At 71.4% G+C, this 16,825-nt stretch carries 16 protein-coding genes; 5 read left to right on the top strand and 11 right to left on the bottom strand.

From position 1 onward, the window contains the following. Nucleotides 1–244 precede the first annotated feature (244 nt). The 9 genes from SD455_RS10655 to SD455_RS10615 form a co-directional block, all read right to left on the bottom strand. Nucleotides 245–448, bottom strand: coding sequence for a cold-shock protein (locus SD455_RS10655; protein ID WP_070160828.1), 204 nt, complete (start codon nt 446–448; stop codon nt 245–247). A gap of 181 nt (nt 449–629) precedes the next feature. After that, nucleotides 630–3,050, bottom strand: coding sequence for an FdhF/YdeP family oxidoreductase (locus tag SD455_RS10650; RefSeq protein WP_083277583.1), 2,421 nt, complete (start codon nt 3,048–3,050; stop codon nt 630–632). Between the two features lie 74 nt (nt 3,051–3,124). Next, nucleotides 3,125–3,973 carry a formate dehydrogenase accessory sulfurtransferase FdhD gene (fdhD, locus tag SD455_RS10645; RefSeq protein ID WP_445508082.1) on the bottom strand — a complete coding sequence of 283 codons (849 nt, stop codon included), beginning with the start codon at nt 3,971–3,973 and terminating at the stop codon, nt 3,125–3,127. Then, nucleotides 3,961–5,259, bottom strand: a complete 1,299-nt coding sequence (locus tag SD455_RS10640; protein WP_445508081.1) for a molybdopterin molybdotransferase MoeA — start codon at nt 5,257–5,259, stop codon at nt 3,961–3,963. The genes fdhD and SD455_RS10640 overlap by 13 nt, the downstream gene beginning before the upstream one ends. After that, nucleotides 5,259–5,555, bottom strand: coding sequence for a DUF6457 domain-containing protein (locus SD455_RS10635; RefSeq protein WP_070160833.1), 297 nt, complete (start codon nt 5,553–5,555; stop codon nt 5,259–5,261). Before SD455_RS10635 ends, SD455_RS10640 begins: the two co-directional genes overlap by 1 nt. 12 nt (nt 5,556–5,567) lie before the next feature. Next, nucleotides 5,568–6,302, bottom strand: a complete 735-nt coding sequence (gene mobA / locus SD455_RS10630; RefSeq protein WP_445508080.1) for a molybdenum cofactor guanylyltransferase — start codon at nt 6,300–6,302, stop codon at nt 5,568–5,570. Nucleotides 6,303–6,306: 4 nt separating this feature from the next. Further along, a complete protein-coding gene (locus SD455_RS10625; protein WP_311024669.1) occupies nt 6,307–6,801 on the bottom strand; it encodes an HNH endonuclease in 495 nt (164 codons plus the stop codon). Between the two features lie 254 nt (nt 6,802–7,055). Next, complete coding sequence (locus SD455_RS10620; RefSeq protein ID WP_201791096.1) at nt 7,056–8,168, bottom strand: C40 family peptidase; 1,113 nt, start codon at nt 8,166–8,168, stop codon at nt 7,056–7,058. A 456-nt stretch (nt 8,169–8,624) separates the two neighbouring features. Continuing rightward, the gene (locus SD455_RS10615) at nt 8,625–9,344 is read right to left on the bottom strand and encodes a metal-dependent transcriptional regulator (RefSeq protein WP_070160838.1); all 720 of its coding nucleotides are present in this window, start codon (nt 9,342–9,344) and stop codon (nt 8,625–8,627) included. Nucleotides 9,345–9,535: 191 nt separating this feature from the next. Here SD455_RS10615 and serC point away from each other — a divergent pair, with 191 nt between their 5' ends. Further along, nucleotides 9,536–10,663, top strand: a complete 1,128-nt coding sequence (serC, locus tag SD455_RS10610) for a phosphoserine transaminase (RefSeq protein WP_085437470.1) — start codon at nt 9,536–9,538, stop codon at nt 10,661–10,663. Nucleotides 10,664–10,817: 154 nt separating this feature from the next. On the opposite strand, the gene SD455_RS10605 is transcribed toward serC, so the two are convergent. After that, on the bottom strand, nt 10,818–11,174 hold the full coding sequence (locus SD455_RS10605; RefSeq protein ID WP_070160840.1) for a DUF3027 domain-containing protein: 357 nt from the start codon (nt 11,172–11,174) through the stop codon (nt 10,818–10,820). A gap of 31 nt (nt 11,175–11,205) precedes the next feature. Beyond that, entirely contained in the window at nt 11,206–11,589 is a 384-nt protein-coding gene (locus SD455_RS10600; protein WP_070160842.1) for a cold-shock protein, read from the bottom strand. A gap of 192 nt (nt 11,590–11,781) precedes the next feature. Between SD455_RS10600 and SD455_RS10595 the strand changes: the two genes are divergently transcribed. From SD455_RS10595 to SD455_RS10580, 4 genes are all read left to right on the top strand, one after another. Beyond that, nucleotides 11,782–12,018 carry a hypothetical protein gene (locus tag SD455_RS10595; protein WP_070160844.1) on the top strand — a complete coding sequence of 79 codons (237 nt, stop codon included), beginning with the start codon at nt 11,782–11,784 and terminating at the stop codon, nt 12,016–12,018. A 2-nt stretch (nt 12,019–12,020) separates the two neighbouring features. Then, complete coding sequence (locus SD455_RS10590) at nt 12,021–14,336, top strand: helicase-associated domain-containing protein (protein WP_445508079.1); 2,316 nt, start codon at nt 12,021–12,023, stop codon at nt 14,334–14,336. Further along, a complete protein-coding gene (locus SD455_RS10585; protein WP_445508078.1) occupies nt 14,333–15,979 on the top strand; it encodes a DNA repair helicase XPB in 1,647 nt (548 codons plus the stop codon). Before SD455_RS10590 ends, SD455_RS10585 begins: the two co-directional genes overlap by 4 nt. Nucleotides 15,980–16,086: 107 nt before the next feature. Further along, on the top strand, nt 16,087–16,821 hold the full coding sequence (locus SD455_RS10580; RefSeq protein WP_070162346.1) for a response regulator transcription factor: 735 nt from the start codon (nt 16,087–16,089) through the stop codon (nt 16,819–16,821). The last annotated feature ends 4 nt before the right edge of the window (nt 16,822–16,825 follow it).

The following is a 16,825-nucleotide window of genomic DNA, read 5'->3' as shown; positions in this document are numbered from 1 at the left end:
TCGGCAAGCCTCGAGGCTCGGCTCATCACGTCAGGATTTTGGCTTGCACGTGACGTTCGTCGCACTTCACGATTCGGATTGGAACTCTCTCGGAAAATCTCGCGGGTCCAGCCCGCCGACAGGTCCCGCCACCACGACACCGGCCCCTCAGTATCGCCAGAAGCGACGCCGAGGGGCCGGTGCTGTTCAGGTCCTGCTCACCGCCGACACGCGAGGCGCGTCACGGGCGGGAGAGAGCTGGGGATCAGAGCGGGCGGATGTTCTCAGCCTGCAGGCCCTTGGGGCCGCGAGCCGTCTCGAACTCCACCTTCTGGTTCTCCTCGAGGGTGCGGAACCCGGAGCTCTGGATCGCGCTGAAGTGCGCGAAGACGTCGTCCGAGCCGTCGTCGGGTGCGATGAACCCGTAGCCCTTCTCAGCGTTGAACCATTTCACGGTGCCAGTGGCCATTGTGTTTCCCTTTACTTTCCTACGATGCACCGATGTCACGATGCTTTTCCCGCCCCCGCCCAGGCCGGGCAGGCGCGGAGTTCAATGAAGGCCACGGACTGTCTCAAGTCTTGCTGCACATCATCAGCGGGCGCCGGAAAGTCCGAATCCGGAGCCTCGTGGCACCCGCATGGTCCTCAGCCTACGCCATCACCACGTCTGAGTCGACGGCGGCGGCCATTTTCTCCTGATCCGCCTTCTCCTCGTGGGGCTCGAAACGCACCATCATCGCCTTGAATCCGGGCGTGTTGGACTCTCGGGCGACCAGCTCGCGGTGCACCAGCTCGTTGGCCTCCGGATAGTAGGCCGCCGCGCAGCCGCGCGCCGTGGGATAGGAGACCAGCCGGTAGCGTGCACTCCGCAGCTCCCGGCCGCGGAACACCGAGACCACGTCCACCAGCGCGCGGTCGGCGAAGCCCAGCGTGGCGAGGTCGTCGGGATGGATCAGGATCACCCGGCGCCCTTCGGAAATGCCGCGGTAACGGTCGTCGAGGCCGTAGATGGTGGTGTTGTACTGGTCGTGGGAGCGCATCGTCTGCAGCACCAGGTGCCCCTCGGGCGCCTGGAGGTACTCCAGATCCGAGACGGTGAACGCCGCCCGGCCGTCCGGCGTCGCGAAGGTCCTGCTGTCGCGGGGGGCGTTGGGGAGCACGAAGCCGTACTTGTCCCGGATGCGCCGGTTGAAGTCCTCTGTGCCGGTCACCACGCGTGAGGCGTGGTCGCGGATGACGTCGTAGTCCTCGGCCATGGCCTTCCAGTCGACGACGTGGTCGTCGCCGAGCATCGCCCGCGCCATCCGAGAGATGATGACCGGCTCTGCGAGCAGCTGGTCGGAGACGGGCTCCAGACGTCCCTGGGTGGAGCTGATGATCGACATCGAGTTCTCCACGGAGAGGAACTGGGCGCCACCCGGGTGCTTGTCGTCGCGGTCGGAGCGGCCCAGAGTCGGCAGGATCAGCGCCGTCTCGCCGTGCACCACGTGGGAGCGGTTCGGCTTGGTCGAGATCTGCACCGTCAGGCCCGTCCGGCGCATGCCGGCCTCCATCATCCGGGTGTCGGAGTTCGCGCGGGCCAGATTGCCGCCCAGCGAGACGAAGACGTCGATGTCGCCGTCGGCCATCGCCTGCATCGCATCGGTGGAGTCGTACCCGTGCTTCCGCGGCGAGGAGATGCCGAACTCGTCGTCGAGCCTCTGCAGGAAGTCCTCGGGCATCTTCTCCCAGATGCCGAAGGTCCGGTCCCCCTGCACATTGGAGTGCCCGCGGACCGGGCAGGCGCCGGCCCCCGGCTTGCCGAAGTTCCCCTGGAGGAGCAGCACGTTGATGATCTCGCGGATGGTGTCCACCGAATGCGGCTGCTGGGTCAGTCCCAGGGCCCAGCAGACCACCGTGGCCTTCGAGGCGATGAGCATCTCGGCGACCTTCTCGATCTCCGCACGGAGCAGACCGGTGGCCGTCTCGATCTCGTCCCAGTCCAGGGTGCCGCGGGCGGCCCGGTACTCCGCGAAGCCGCGGGTGCGGGAGTCCAGGAACTCCTGGTCCAGCACGGTGCCGGGGTTCTCCTCCTCGGCGGCGAGCAGCAGGTGGCCCAGCGCCTGGAACAGCGCCTGGTCACCGCCGACCTTGATCTGCAGGTACTCGTCGGAGACCCGGTCTCCGTGGCCCACCAGGCCCCGCGGCGTCTGCGGGTCCTTGAAGTTCAACAGGCCGGCCTCGGGCAGCGGATTGACCGCCACGACCTTCGCGCCGTTCTTGCGCGCCTCGGTCAGCGCGCCGAGCATGCGGGGGTGGTTGGACCCCGGGTTCTGCCCGACCACCAGGACCAGCTCGGAATGTTCGACGTCCTCGAGAGTGACGGTGCCCTTGCCGACGCCGATGGTCGGGGTCAGCGCCGTGCCGGAGGACTCGTGACACATGTTGGAGCAGTCCGGCAGGTTGTTGGTGCCCAGGGATCGGGCCATGAGCTGGTACATGAAGGCGGTCTCGTTGGCCGTGCGCCCGGAGGTGTAGAACGCGCACCGGTCCGGCGTGGTCGCCCGCACGTGCTCACCGATGGTCTCGAAGGCCTCGTCCCAGCTGATCGGGGTGTAGTGGGTGTCCCCCGGTCGGATGATCATCGGGTGGGTGATGCGGCCGGCCTGGCCGAGCCAGTAGTCCGAGCGCTGCTCCAGCTCCGCGATCGGGTGGTCCTCCCACCACTGCGGGGTGACCACGCGCTGGGTGTTCTCCTCCGCCAGCGCCTTCGCTCCGTTCTCACAGAACTCGAGCTTCTTCCGGTGCCCGGTGGTCGATTCCGGCCAGGCACAGCCCGGGCAGTCGACGCCGCCGGGCTGGTTGACGCGGAGATAGGAGCGCAGGGTCCGGCTCACGCCGCCCTGCCCGAAGCCGCGTTCGAAGGAGACGCCGACCGCCTTCAGTCCGGCCGCGGTCTTCTTCGGTGTGCCGACGGTGAGGTCATCCTCGTCGATGTCCTCGATCTCCACGGTGCGACCGTGGACCTTGGCCTCGGCGTCCTCGCCGGTGCGCTGCTCGGAGCCGCTGCGGCGTCCGTTGATGAGTCCCATGGCTCCATTCTGACAGACCTGAGCCGGCCTGTGACACCCCTCACAGGGGTGTCTTCGGCGGCAGGATCGCCTGGTCAGGCCGGCGTGGCGACGAGGTCGCTGAGACGTTCGGGATGGGTGTAGATGTTGATGGTCTCCCCCCGGGAGAACCCGGCCAGCGTGATGCCGGCACGCTCGGCCAGGTCCACCGCCATCGACGACGGCGCCCCGACGGCGGAGAGCAGCTCCACGCCCGCCAGCGCGGCCTTCTGGACGAGCTCGAAGGACGCCCGGCCCGAGACCTGCAGGGCGGTGCCCGTCAGCGGCAGACGCCCCTCGGTCAGCGCCCATCCGACCACTTTGTCCACCGCGTTGTGGCGCCCGACGTCCTCCCGGAGGCACAGCAGCTCGCCCTCGCCGTCGAAGAGCCCGGCGGCGTGGACGCCTCCGGTGCGGTCGAAGATCCTCTGCTGCTGCCGCAGGGAGTCAGGAAGAGAGAGCAGCGCGTCCACGGTGAGGCTCAGCTGGGGGCCCTCCGCAGCGGCGGCGGGCAGCGCCTTCTCGACGGCGTCGATGCTGGTGGTCCCACAGATCCCGCAGGCCGAGGTGGTCAGCACCTGCCGGTGCTGACCGATGGACAGCCGGGCGATGCGAGGGTCGAGGGTGACGTCGACGACGTTGTAGGTCTGCAGCCCGTCGGGGTCGGTGCCGGCGCAGTAGCGCATGCCCCGCACCTCCTCCGGAGCGGCCACCAGACCTTCGGAGACGAGGAATCCGGCGGCCAGCTCGAAGTCGTGCCCGGGGGTCCGCATGGTCACCGTGAACGACTCCCCGCCAAGGCGCAGCTCCAGCGGCTCCTCGACGGCCACGACGTCGCCGCGGCTGCGGACCGCGCCGTCGCGACCCACCCGCATGATGCGGTGTCTCTGGGTCAGCCGTCCCATGGTGAGCTCCTTCGTCCGCGCGGGCCGCCTGTCGACCGTGTGCCTCCAGCGTGCCACGCCAGGGGCAGCACCTCCACCGTCTCCCCTGCGGCGACCCCCTCAGGAGGGACGAGCGCGAAGGCGGCGGCGACGGCGAATCCGCGCATCATGTGCGGGCTGTCGTGCCCCACAGGCGCGACGCCGGCGCTGCGCCTCTCCACCGGAAGCAGCCGCTGACCGCGGCGAGCGCCGGGCAGCGGCTCGACGGCGATGGTCTTCGTCATCCCCACCGCGTCCCGGGGGTCGGCGCCGGCGAGCACGTCGAGGATGACCTGCCCGATGCCGGCCAGGGCCGCGTGTCCGGCCAGTGGGTTGCCCGGCAGACCCAGAACCAGACTGCCCCCGACGCGGGCGAGGACCGTGGGGTGACCGGGGCGCATGTCCACTCCGTCCACCAGCAGCTCGGCCCCGAGGCTCCGCAGGGCAGGCAGCAGCGCATCGGCCTCGGATCGTGCGGTGCCACCGGTGGTCAGCAGCAGGTCGGCTCGGGACGCGAGCCCTTCCTGCAGGGAGGAGATCAGCGCCTCGACGGCGTCCCCCACCCGTTCCACGCCCTCCGTCGCGCCGCCCATGGCCTCCACGGCGGCAGGCACGGAGATCTCGAAGGCGTCGCGCACCTGGCCGGGCCCGGGCAGCCCGGAGGTGATGACCTCCTCCCCCGTGCAGATCAGACGCACCCGGGGCCTCGGGTGGATGCGGAGGGTGTCATGCCCCGCAACGGCGGCCATCGCGGCCACGGCGGGGGTCACGGTCGCACCGGCCCGCAGGAGGAGGTCTCCGGCAGCGGCCTCGGAGCCCGCGGGGCGCAGATGACGGCCCGGCTCCAGGTCGACGGTGTCCGAGCGGGCGTGCAGCAGCTCCCGGCCCGGCGCACCGGCGTCGGGGCGGAGGCTCCCGTGCTCGCTGCGCAGCACGGAGGTGGTGCCCCGAGGTATCGGCGACCCGGTCACCACCGCCACCGCTTCTCCCTCCCGCAGCGCGGGCCGCTGATCGGCAGGGCTGAGCGCGGTGCGGCCCGTGCGCGGCTCCGGAGCCTCCGGGATGAGGAGCCACGGACCGGCGCCGCGGACGGCCCAGCCGTCCATGGCGGAGGTGGTGGCGTGCGGGATGGGCTGTGGTGCGTGGACGTCCTCGGCGAGCATCGCCCCGAGACATTCATGCATGGGCGCCTGGGCTGCGGGGCCGCGGAGCAGCGCGGCGGCGTCCGCGGCGCAGCGACGCGCCTCGGCCAACGTGGTGAGGCTCATCAGTCTCCGGCGCCGCCTCGTCCCTCCAGCAGCCGCTCCGCCACGCGGGTGGCGGCGCGCGAGGCCCGTTCGAAGTCGGCCTGCCCGGAGGCCTCCGCGAGGCCGGTGACGTAGCCGATGAGGAAGGTGGTCACCGGGGCGGCGGGGCGCACGACGGTGTGGGCGGCGACCCCCGCGAGGCGCAGGACCGCGTCGACGTCGATCGGGACGCCTTCGATCTCCAGCTCGCGGGACAGCTCCTGCACCCACTGGTCGATCGACTCCCGGGTGATCTCCTGCTCGGATCGCTCTGCCATGGCCCCAGCTTCTCACAGCCCCGTGTCGCGCGGATCCTGCTCCGGGGGAACCTCGACCCCGTGACGCAGGGCGTCGGCCGCGGTGTCGACGTCGACCCCCAACCCGTCAGGCAGCCTCGGGCCCGGCGCCCCCTCCTCCCCGGGAGCCGAGGCGCCGCCGTCGGGCGTCAGGTTCCCGGAGGAGATCCCGTCGAGCAGCCAGCGCACCGGGCGCCCCACCTCCTCCCCGGGCACCAGGGAGAGCACACGACGCCGCAGGGCGCCCGCCTCCACCGCGGCGGTGAGCATCTGCGCCCTCCCCTCGGCATCGCGGGGGATGAGCGCCCCGTCATCCGGAAGCCGGGCGAGCAGCCAGTCCAGCACGGCATCGGGATCGAGCGTGTCGACGGCGAGCAGCAGCAGATGCCGAGGCCACGGGTCAGCCTCGAGCGCGCGGACCCCGGCGCACACCGCTGCGGCGGGACCGGAGTACGGCGGGTCCTCTCGGGTGAGCCGCACCCCGGGAGGCAGGTGAGGGCGCAGCCTCGGCGTGCCGACGACCACTGCGGGGATGTCCCGCCGCCCCAGCGCCTCCGCCCAGCCGGTGATCAGCGGGACGCCGTCGCGGGTCAGCAGGCCTTTCTCGACGCCGCCGAGGCGGCTTCCGCGTCCGCCCGCCAGCAGCACCGCCGCCACGGACGGGCCGGGCACCTCGTCCCCCGGCGCAGAGGAGTCCGGAGGCTCCGGCTCAGGCACTGGCTCTGACACGGACTCAGGCCGCATGGTCGAGGAAGGGGACCCACAGCTCATGAGGCGCATCCAGCTCGTGAGGCATCCAGGCGTGGTGCGGCGGCGGCTGAGGGGTCGTGTCGAGCGTCCAGCCGAGCTCATCCAGCGTCTTGTCCCCCTTGCGGACGTTGCAGGGCCCGCAGCAGGCCACGAGGTTCTCCCAGGTGGAGTCGCCGCCGCGGGATCGTGGGATCACATGGTCGACCGTCGCCGCAGGACGTGAGCAGTAGGCGCAGCGGCGTTGGTCCCGGCGCAGCACGCCACGGCGCGAGGGCGAGCTGGGACGACGTCGGACCACCCGGACGTAGCGGTGCAGCAGGATCACGGCCGGCCGGGGCATCAGGGTGGAAGGCGACGAGATCGGTGTGCCGTCCTCCGCCAGGATGCTGGCTTTGCCGTGCATCACCAGCACGGCGGCACGTCGGGAGGACACGACGCTCAGCGGCTCGTAGCCGGCGTTGAGCACCAGTGTGCGCATCGCGAACCCTCCGTACCTCTCATGGCAGTACGGTTCGGCGCCGCGCGGCGCCGTTCCGCGCCTGTACAGCCCTCAATATAGACGCTGAAGCGCCGAGATGGCACCACATTACACAGATCACACCCGGTCAGCGCGCCAGGGGCCTGCAGAGCCTGCCGTTCGACCTCGGAGGCCTCAGGAGACAGAACGAGCCGCGGCCGCGCTCCGAGAGGACTCGGGGCGCGGCCGCGGCTCGTGTGCGGATCGTCCGGGGATCAGCGCAGGGTCAGGTACCCCACGTGCGAGTTGCCCGGGCGGGTCTCGTAGCTGTAGAGCAGCGTGCCGGAGTTCGGGTTCTGGGCACCGATGAACTGGCCGTTGCCGACGTAGATGGCGATGTGGCCGCCGCCGTTCTGCACGACGATGTCACCCGGCTGCGGGTTGTCGGTCCAGCGGAACTGGCCGGAGCTGCGCACAGCCGCCGTGCTGGACGGAATGCTGTAGCCGGCCTGGGCGTAGGCCCATGCGGTGAAGCCCGAGCAGTCCCAGCCGCCCGGTCCCTTGCCACCCCACACGTAGGGGGTGCCGATGCCGGAGTAGGCGGCGGAGACGACGGCGCTGAGCGAACCGGAGGACTCCTCCTGCGGCGCCTCCTCCTGAGCGGACGCCAGCTCGACCTCGGCGCTCGCCTCCTGAGAGGACTCCTGCGACTCGGTCTGAGCCTGCTCCTGGCTCTCCTCCTGCTGGGGAGCCTCCTGCTGCTGGGTCTCCTGCTGGGGAGCCTCCTGCTGCGGGGCCTGCTCCTGAGTCTCCTGCTGCGCGGGCTCCTCAGCCTGCTGCGGGCTCAGCTCGGCGACGCGGGCCGCGAGGGCGCCGTGGTCCAGCACGCCGTTCTCGTCGACGAAGGTGCCGTCGGCGAAGAGCTGCTCGAAGAGACCTTCGGCGGAGACGCCCTCCAGCTCAGCGAGCTGCTCGACCAGGCCGCGGGTGCCCGGCAGGTAGTCGTGGAGCGTGTGGCTCAGCGCGACGGACTGGGTCTCGGTCTCGACCTCAGGCTCGGGCGTCGGCTCCGGAGCGCTCTCCGAGCCCACCGACGGGCGGTCGAACGTCAGGTCGACGCTCGGCGACGCGGTGACCGTGACGGCCGTGTTGTTGCTGGCGCGCTCCACGGTCAGGTCCGACTGGGACACCTGCAGCGTGGTGACCTCACGGCCGTCGTTCACCGAGGCGGAGCCCACACCTGCGTTGGCGGCGGCACCCGTGGAGACCACGAGGCCGGTGGCTGCGACGGCAACTGCTGCGCCACGGCCGAAGGTGCCGGCGTTGTGGACCACAGCACGCGCCAGAGACGCCTGATGGCGCCGGTCACGGCGCGAGACGATCGTCATGTTGTCAGTCACTTTGATGAAAACCTCTCCCTGTGTCGGCGGGGCCTGCCTGCGTGGAGCACGAAGCCCGGGAAGCTTCCAACTCCAGGTCCATGCATGACCGCGTACCCCGCCCTCTGCCATGCGGTAGTTGTCGAACGGCTCCGGTCGGCGGCAGAGAAGCAAGACCGACCTGAGGCGCACCGGGCATTCGGACAGTCGCCCGGGCACACCCCGACGCTATAACAGTTCGGCGCGAATGTCACGCTCAGGTCACGACGACCCCCGCGAAGATCACGACTCGACCACACGTCCACCCCCTCCTCCGCCCCCACGGCCGGAGGATCACTGCAGGTCAGATGGATGCCGAAGGGCTCCTGGGCCGGCGGCGACGAATGGTCACAGTCCGTGACATATTCGCCCCATGGCGCGTGACACTCTCGTGATGAGAGTCGTCGTCCGGGGGCTCAGAAGGCTTCAGCGGGCGACCACGAAGATGTGCTGAGCGACCTCGAGGGGTATCTCCACCTCGAGGGCGTCCACGTCGTCGTGAGACACCGTCAGCGTCACATAGGCCTGGTCCACCTCCCCCACATCGACCGCAGCTCCGGGTCGCAGCCCGGCCTCGAGCAGCTGCTCGAGGACCTCAGGCTCCACCTGGATGGACTCTGCCAGGCGTTGGACCCTCCAGGACGAGGGGGCCTCCCCGTCCGCCACACGGTCCTCCGCGGCACGCCTCAACGTCACCAGGCCCTGGGCGGACGCGGCCCGGCCCGCGACCCCCAGCTTCTCCAGCCCGGGGATCGGGTTCCCGTACGGGGACTCGACGGGGTCGTCGAGGATCTCCACCAGGCGCCGCTCCACACGCTCACTCATCACGTGCTCCCAGCGGCAGGCCTCCTCATGGATGTAGGGCCAGTCCAGGCCGATGACGTCGGAGAGGAGACGCTCGGCCAGACGGTGCTTGCGCATGACCTGCACGGCCAGCTCCCGGCCGGCCTCTGTCAGCTCCAGATGACGGTCCTCCGCGAGCACCAGGAGCCCGTCCCGCTCCAGCCGGGCCACCGTCTGCGAGACCGTGGGCCCTGAGTGCTCGAGCCGCTCGGCGATGCGCGCCCGCAGCGGAACGATGCCCTCCTCCTCCAGGTCCAGGATGGTGCGAAGGTACATCTCAGTGGTGTCGATGAGATCCGTCAACGATGACTCTCTTTCCTCTGCCCGGCCGCAGGGGAGGCCTCCGCACTTGGTAACGTGATGCTCGGCGTCCCCACACCACCCCAGCATAGTGGCTGCCCCTGTCACAGGTGTCGACGACATGGTCCTGTCCGCCCCTGTCGCAGTCGCCGCGTCGCAGCCGCCATGCGTCCGAGAAGTCGAGGAGATCCTCCATGTCCGCTGACCGCGTGACCATCCCCGCCGAGCTGCTCCCCGCCGACGGCCGCTTCGGCGCCGGACCCTCGAAGGTCCGGCCCGACCAGATCGCGGCGCTCACCGCGGCTGGCCGCGACCTGCTGGGCACCTCCCACCGCCAGGCCCCGGTGAAGAACCTGGTGGGCCGGCTCCGGGAGGGCGTCTCCCAGCTCTTCCAGGTGCCTCAGGGGTACGAAGTGATCCTCGGCGTCGGCGGATCCACGGCCTTCTGGGACGTGGCGAGCTTCGGCCTCGTGGAGACCCGCGCCCAGCACCTGTCCTTCGGCGAGTTCGGCGCCAAGTTCGCCAAGGCCACCGACAAGGCCCCGCACCTGGGGGCCTCCTCGATCCTCACCGCGGAGCCGGGCACCCGCCCGGAGCCCTCCGCCGAGGCCGGCGTCGACGTCTACGCCTGGCCGCACAACGAGACCTCCACCGGCGTGGCCGCCCCGGTGCGTCGTGTCGCCGGCGCCGACGAGGGCGCGCTGGTCCTCGTCGACGGCACGTCGGCGGCCGGAGGGCTGGCCGTGGACGTCGCCCAGACGGACGCCTACTATTTCGGCCCACAGAAGAACTTCGCCTCCGACGGAGGGCTCTGGCTGGCGATCATGTCCCCCGCAGCCCTGGAGCGGGCCGAGCGTATCGCCGCCGACCGCTGGATCCCGGACTTCCTGAGCCTGACCACCGCGATCGACAACTCGCGCAAGGACCAGACCTACAACACCCCCGCCCTGGCCACCCTGGTGACGCTGGCCGAGCAGATCGACTGGCTCAACGGCGCCGGCGGCCTGGAATTCGCCGCGACCCGCACCGCCGACTCGGCCCAGCGGGTCTACTCCTGGGCGGAAGCCCACAGCCTGGCGACCCCGTTCGTCCAGCGGCCTGAGGACCGCTCGAACGTCATCGTCACCGTGGACTTCGACGACTCGGTGGACGCCGCCGAGGTCGCGGCGACGCTGCGCGCCAACGGCGTGGTCGACGTCGAGCCCTACCGCAAGCTGGGGCGGAACCAGCTGCGCATCGCCACCTTCGTGGCCATCGAGCCCGACGACGTCTCTCAGCTGCTGCGCTCGATCGACCACGTGCTGGAGCATCTCACCGGCTGAGTCCACCGGATGGGCTCGCCCGCCCGATCCGGCTTTCCCCTGCAGGCCCCCGGGTCGCCGGGATCACTGGACGATCGGTCTGCCCACGCGTGAGGGGCCCGGACACCGTGTCGACACGGCGTCCGGGCCCCTCACGCGTCCGGGCCTGCGGGCATCAGCCTCCGGCGGATTCGGCGGCCGCCGCCTCCGCGGCGGCGAGCTCCTTCTTCTCCTGCTCGTCCATACGCTCCGCCCACGGGACCCACGCCGGCGCGAGCAGCGCATCATCACCGGGGAGCAGCCCCAGCTCGCAGACGGTGACCTTCTTCGCCCGCGGGGCGCGGGCCACGGTCACGTACCACTGCCAGCCGTGGTAGCCGGGGCGGTCGGCGGCGAAGCGATGGGTGTGCAGCCGGTCCTCCTCCGCGGTGACGGAGAGATGCTCACCGACCTGCTCATCCGGGGCGATCTCGCGCAGGGCCTCGCGGGCGAGGTCGACGGCCTCGCTGAGCACGGCATCCTTCTTCGGCATGATGACCTCCGGAATGGGGTAGACGGGCGGATCAGGCGTCGAAGTCGTCGGCCACGCGCCGGAGCAGCGCGGCGATCTTCTTCGACTGGGCGGACTGCGGGTAGCGCCCCTTGCGGAGGCCTCCGGTGGTGGAGTCCAGGAGGTTGACCAGATCCTGGACCACCGAGGCCATCTCCTCAGCAGGCTTGCGGGTGGCGCGCACCACCGAAGGACCTTCGTCCAGGATGCGCACCGACAGCGCCTGCTTGCCGCGGCGACCGTCGGCGATGCCGTACTCCATGCGGGTGCCGGTCTTCACGTTCGAGACGCCGGCGGGCAGCGCCGAGGAGTGCAGGAACACCTCCTGCCCGTCGTCGGAGGTCAGAAATCCGAAGCCCTTCTCGGCGTCGAACCACTTCACTTTCCCGGTTGGCACGTTCCTCTACCTCGTCCTCGAATAGGTCTGGGTCACTGGGGTCGAGGCGCGGAAGCCCGTCAGCGTCCGGGCGTCCTGCCCGGTGCCGCCGAGCCGCTTCGGCACCGTCCGGCGCCCGCGACACCGGCTCACGCGTCATCTCGACTGCCTTCCAGAGTACCTGGGGCGCGCGGTCGGGATAGAATCGGCACCATGTCCACCACCTCCGCCCCTGCGGCCTCGCGGGCCGTCCTGCTCCTGGGCGTGATCATCACCGCCGCGTCCGCCGTGGCGCTGGCGCTGATCCTGGGACTGTACTTCGCCGACGTCGAGCCGCACCCCGGCCTGTACTTCACGGCCCTCTGGGGATTCCCCCTGGGCTTCACCCTGATGGTCGTCCACCTGCTCGAGTCGATGCGTCGGCGTCGACGCCGCGCCGCGACGTCCTGAGGATGCAGCCGACGCTCCTCGGACTCGCCGCCCTGGCCCGGCGCCTCTCCTCGCGCGACGACGACGCCGTCGCCGCCCTGCTGCGGTCCCGCCCCGACCTGGTGCATCCCTCCCCCGGAGACTTCACCGGGCTGGCGGTGCGCGCCCAGTCGGACATGAGCCTGCGGCACTGCCTGCAGCGACTCGACGCCGGCGCCCTCGCCGTCCTCGCCGCCGCCACCGCCGGCCGGCCGCTGACGGGCCTGACCGAGGACGCCCTGGACCCGGTGCTGAGCCGCCTGGCACGGCTCGGCCTGATCTTCGCCCCCGACGACCGCCCCGCGGCGTCCTCCGCGCCCACGGCCGCCGACGCCGCCGCGGGACGACTGGCGGTCCCGGGAAGCCTGCCGGCGGTCTTGGCCGGGCTGAACCTCGAGCTCGCCTCCGCTGACACCGACGCCGCCCTGACTCCACCCGGCGCCTCCCCGGCGCGCGGCCCGGCCTCCCTGGTGCGCAACGCCGCGCTGGCGGCCGTGGCGGAGCTGCTCGCCGACGTCGGTGACCTGCTCACGGTGCTCGAAGAGACCCCGGCGGCCGTGCTGCGCACCGGCGGGGTCGGCATGCGGGAGCTGCGGCGCCTGACCGGCGAGCGCAGCGGGGCCTCCCGGCCCTCCGACGCGGACGTCGGAGAGACCGGCTGGCTCCTGGAGCTCGCCGCGGCGGCGGGCCTGGTGGCGCTCGACGTGGACTCCGACCGGTGGCGGACCACCCCTGCGGCACGACGCTGGCGGCGGGCCCCACGGCATCGTCAGCATCAGCTGCTGGTCTCGGGGTGGCTGCTGGCCCCGCGGTCGCCCCTGCTGCTGCGCGGCCCGCATCCCACGGCCCGGCTGGCGCCCGCCCTCACGCCGGATCGTCAGCGCGGCGACGCCCCCGCGCTGCGCGCCCGCCTGCTGGGCACCGCCGCCGCGCTGGGGGCGGAGCTGGCCGAGCACCTGGGCCGCTCCGCCGCGCCGGCCCTGTACCACCTGCAGCTTCCCGACGACCAGGAGCCGGGCCCTGAGGCGCTGACCGGGACGCTGCCGGATCGCATGACGTGGGACCGCCCCGTCCTGCTGGCCCGGGTGGGTCAGGTGCTGCCACCGATGGTCCGTGAGGCCGAGCGCCTGGGACTGCTGGCCATGGGGACCCTCACCGAGGTGGGGCGGCTGCTCGCGCCCGAGACGCCCGCCGTGCCCGGCCGCGGGGAAGACCACCGCCCGGACGCCGGCTCAGCCTCCACCGGACTGGCCGAACGGCTGGCGCGCACTGCCGACCATCTTGCCGAGGCGCTGCCGCCGCAGGTCGACCAGATCCACGTACAGTCCGACCTCACCGCCGTCGCGGTGGGCGCCCTGGCTCCGGAGGTCTCCGCCGGGCTGGAGGCGATCGCACAGAAGGAGACCCGCGGCGGTGTGCCGACCTTCCGCTTCACGGCCGCCTCGCTGCGCCGCGGCATCTCGGCCGGCTGGACCGCCGAGAGGATCCGCGAGTTCCTCGCCGCGCACAGTCTGGCCGAGATCCCGTCGTCGTTGGCCACGCTGATCGACGACGCCGCCCGCACCTGGCAGGGGGTGACGATCGGCGCGGCCTCCAGCTGGCTGATCGAGCGGGATCCTGCGCGCCGTGCCACGCTGCTGCAGCACCCGATCCTGCGGAGCCTGGGCCTGCGGGAGCTCACCACCGAGGTCCTGGTCTGCGACGTCGACTCCGAGCGTCTGGCCCGCGCCCTGGCGGAGGCCGGGGTGGAGTCGCGCAGGGCCGAGGAGCCGGGCCGCGACGCCGCCCATGCGACGACACCGACCGGTTCCCGTCGGGAGGCGGAGCTGGCCGAGACCGCCGAGGCCTGGACCCTGCCGCAGTCGCCCTGGCAGCAGTCGCCGGTGCGGACGCTCTCCGCGCAGCAGGCCGATCCGCAGCTGGTCTCCCGCACCCTCGCCGGCCTGCGGGCCGGGGCCGGAGCCCGCGCCGGGGCCTCGATCGCCGGCGACGCAGACCCCGACCAGGACGCCGTCGCCGCCGAGGCCACGAGCCCCGTGGGCGGCACGGACGTGATGGGGCTGCTGCGCACCGCGGTGAGGTCACGGCAGCCGGTGTGGCTGCGCCGGGTCGACGCCGAGGGTCGCGAGCACACGCTCTCCGGACTGCCGACGGCGCTCAACGCCGGACGGGTGCGGATCCGCCAGCTCGCCGGGGAGGGCGAATCGGTGCTGCTGGTCCACCGGATCACCGCGGTCCGGCTGCTGGATGAGACCGGGGACGAGACGCCCGAGAAGCCTGGGGAGGGAGCCGCGCCATGACCGGACCGCTGATCGTGCAGTCGGACAAGACGGTCCTGCTGGAGGTGGACCACGAGCAGGCCGACGCCGCACGCCGAGGCGTGGCCGCGTTCGCCGACCTGGAGCGCGCCCCCGAGCACGTCCACACGTACCGGATCACCCCTCTGGGCCTGTGGAACGCCCGCGCGGCCGGGATCGACGCGGAGACCGTGGTGGACACCCTCCTGGAGTTCTCCCGCTTCCCGGTCCCCCACTCGCTGCTGGTGGACATCGCCGAGACCATGGACCGCTACGGCCGGATCCGCCTGGAGAAGGACCCGCAGCATGGTCTGGTGCTGCGCGGTGAGGAGCCGGCGATCGTCGAGGAGGTCTGCGGCGCGCGGACGGTCGCCCCGCTGCTCGGGCCGCAGATCGACGACGCCACGGTGGCCGTGCACGGGCAGGCCCGCGGGGAGCTCAAGCAGGAGCTGGTGCGACTGGGCTGGCCGGCCGAGGACCTGGCCGGGTTCGTCGACGGCACCGCCCACCCCATCGCGCTGCGGCAGGAGGACTGGGCGCTGCGTCCCTATCAGAAGGAGGCGGTGGACAGCTTCTGGGCGGCGGGCTCCGGCGTCGTCGTGCTGCCCTGCGGGGCGGGCAAGACTCTGGTGGGCGCCGGGGTGATGGCCACTTCTGCGACTATCACGCTGATCCTGGTCAACTCCACGCTCTCGGCCCGGCAGTGGAAGGACGAGCTGCTGCGCCGTACCTCGCTGCAGGAGGACGAGATCGGCGAGTACTCCGGGGACCGCAAAGAGGTCCGCCCGGTCACGATCGCCACCTACCAGGTGCTGGCGGTGCGCCGCGGCGAGCTCTATCCGCATCTGGAGCTGCTGGATCAGCACGACTGGGGGTTGATCATCTATGACGAGGTCCATCTGCTGCCCGCCCCGATCTTCCGCCGGACGGCGGACCTGCAGGCCCGCCGTCGGCTGGGGCTGACCGCCACTCTGATCCGGGAGGACGGCCGGGAGCGGGAGGTGTTCTCGCTGATCGGGCCGAAACGCTACGACACCCCGTGGAAGCAGATGGAGGCCCAAGGGTGGATCGCTCCGGCCCAGTGCGTGGAGATCCGGGTGGACCTGCCGCGCGGGGAGCGGATGGACTATGCCTCCGCCACCGATCGCGAGAGGCATCGGCTGGCCGCGGGCACCGCGGCCAAGGACGACGTCGTCGCCCGCCTGGTGGCCCGCCATCGGCACCGCGGCGAGCGGATCCTGGTGATCGGACAGTTCGTGGAGCAGCTGGAGTCCCTCGGGGAGCGGCTAGGTGCGCCGGTGCTGACGGGATCGACGTCGACGGCGCAGCGGCAGCGCCGGTTCGACCAGTTCCGCTCCGGGGAGCTGGATGTGCTGGTCGTCTCCAAGATCGCGAACTTCTCCATCGATCTGCCGCAGGCTTCGGTGGCGATCCAGGTCTCTGGGACGTTCGGCTCGCGGCAGGAGGAGGCCCAGCGGCTGGGCCGGCTGCTCCGCCCGGGCGGGGGCGATGAGGCGAAGCGGGCGCATTTCTACTCGATCGTCGCCCGGGACACCGTGGACATGGACTTTGCGGCCAAGCGGCAGCGGTTCCTGTCCGAGCAGGGCTACGGGTACACCATCCTGGACGGCTCCGATGTGGTCTGAGCGTGGCACTGTCTCCGGCCCGCTGCGCAGGCGGAGCCCGGCAGACCCTTACTGGGCGCACAGGACACGTCCAGCTGACTCCCAGACAACGGAGGGACACTGGCGCCGTGACTGAGAAGACTGCCGAAGCCAAGCTGCTCGTCGTCGACGACGAGCCCAACATCCGCGAGCTGCTCGCCACCTCCCTGCGTTTCGCCGGGTTCGAGGTCGCCGCGGCCTCGAACGGGCGCGAGGCGCTGGACACGGCCGAGGAGTTCCAACCCGATCTGGCCGTGCTGGACGTCATGCTCCCCGACATGGACGGCTTCACGGTGACCCGGCGGCTGCGCGCGGCCGGCAAGCACTTCCCGGTGCTGTTCCTCACCGCCCGCGACGACACGGACGACAAGATCACCGGCCTGACCGTCGGCGGCGACGACTACGTCACCAAGCCCTTCTCCCTGGACGAGGTCGTCGCCCGCATCCGGGCCGTGCTGCGTCGCACCGCGCCGTACCAGGACGAGGACGCCGTCATCGTGATCGACAACCTGGAGCTCGACGACGACGCCCACGAGGTGCGCCGCGACGGCGAGATGGTGGACCTCTCCCCCACCGAGTTCAAGCTGCTGCGGTACCTGATGATGAATCCGAACCGGGTGCTCTCCAAGCAGCAGATCCTGGACCACGTCTGGGAGTACAACTTCAACGGGGACGCCTCGATCGTGGAGTCCTACATCTCCTATCTGCGTCGCAAGATCGACTCCGGGGCCGAGGGCGCCCCGATGATCCAGACGAAGCGCGGCGTGGGCTACGTGCTGCAGACCTGGGAGCGGAGGCAGCGCTCCCAGGGGATGTCGCACTGAGCCC

Source organism: Nesterenkonia sp. K-15-9-6, assembly GCF_052656005.1.
This window is presented reverse-complemented; position numbering and strand designations above follow the sequence as displayed.

Bases quoted from the DNA above. Each gene is read 5' to 3' on its own strand.
- SD455_RS10655 (WP_070160828.1), bottom strand. From the start codon at position 448: ATGGCCACTGGCACCGTGAAATGGTTCAACGCTGAGAAGGGCTACGGG.
- SD455_RS10650 (WP_083277583.1), bottom strand. From the start codon at position 3,050: ATGGGACTCATCAACGGACGCCGCAGCGGCTCCGAGCAGCGCACCGGC.
- fdhD (WP_445508082.1), bottom strand. From the start codon at position 3,973: ATGGGACGGCTGACCCAGAGACACCGCATCATGCGGGTGGGTCGCGAC.
- SD455_RS10640 (WP_445508081.1), bottom strand. From the start codon at position 5,259: ATGAGCCTCACCACGTTGGCCGAGGCGCGTCGCTGCGCCGCGGACGCC.
- SD455_RS10635 (WP_070160833.1), bottom strand. From the start codon at position 5,555: ATGGCAGAGCGATCCGAGCAGGAGATCACCCGGGAGTCGATCGACCAG.
- SD455_RS10625 (WP_311024669.1), bottom strand. From the start codon at position 6,801: ATGCGCACACTGGTGCTCAACGCCGGCTACGAGCCGCTGAGCGTCGTG.
- SD455_RS10620 (WP_201791096.1), bottom strand. From the start codon at position 8,168: ATGACGATCGTCTCGCGCCGTGACCGGCGCCATCAGGCGTCTCTGGCG.
- serC (WP_085437470.1), top strand. From the start codon at position 9,536: ATGTCCGCTGACCGCGTGACCATCCCCGCCGAGCTGCTCCCCGCCGAC.
- SD455_RS10605 (WP_070160840.1), bottom strand. From the start codon at position 11,174: ATGCCGAAGAAGGATGCCGTGCTCAGCGAGGCCGTCGACCTCGCCCGC.
- SD455_RS10595 (WP_070160844.1), top strand. From the start codon at position 11,782: ATGTCCACCACCTCCGCCCCTGCGGCCTCGCGGGCCGTCCTGCTCCTG.
- SD455_RS10590 (WP_445508079.1), top strand. From the start codon at position 12,021: ATGCAGCCGACGCTCCTCGGACTCGCCGCCCTGGCCCGGCGCCTCTCC.
- SD455_RS10585 (WP_445508078.1), top strand. From the start codon at position 14,333: ATGACCGGACCGCTGATCGTGCAGTCGGACAAGACGGTCCTGCTGGAG.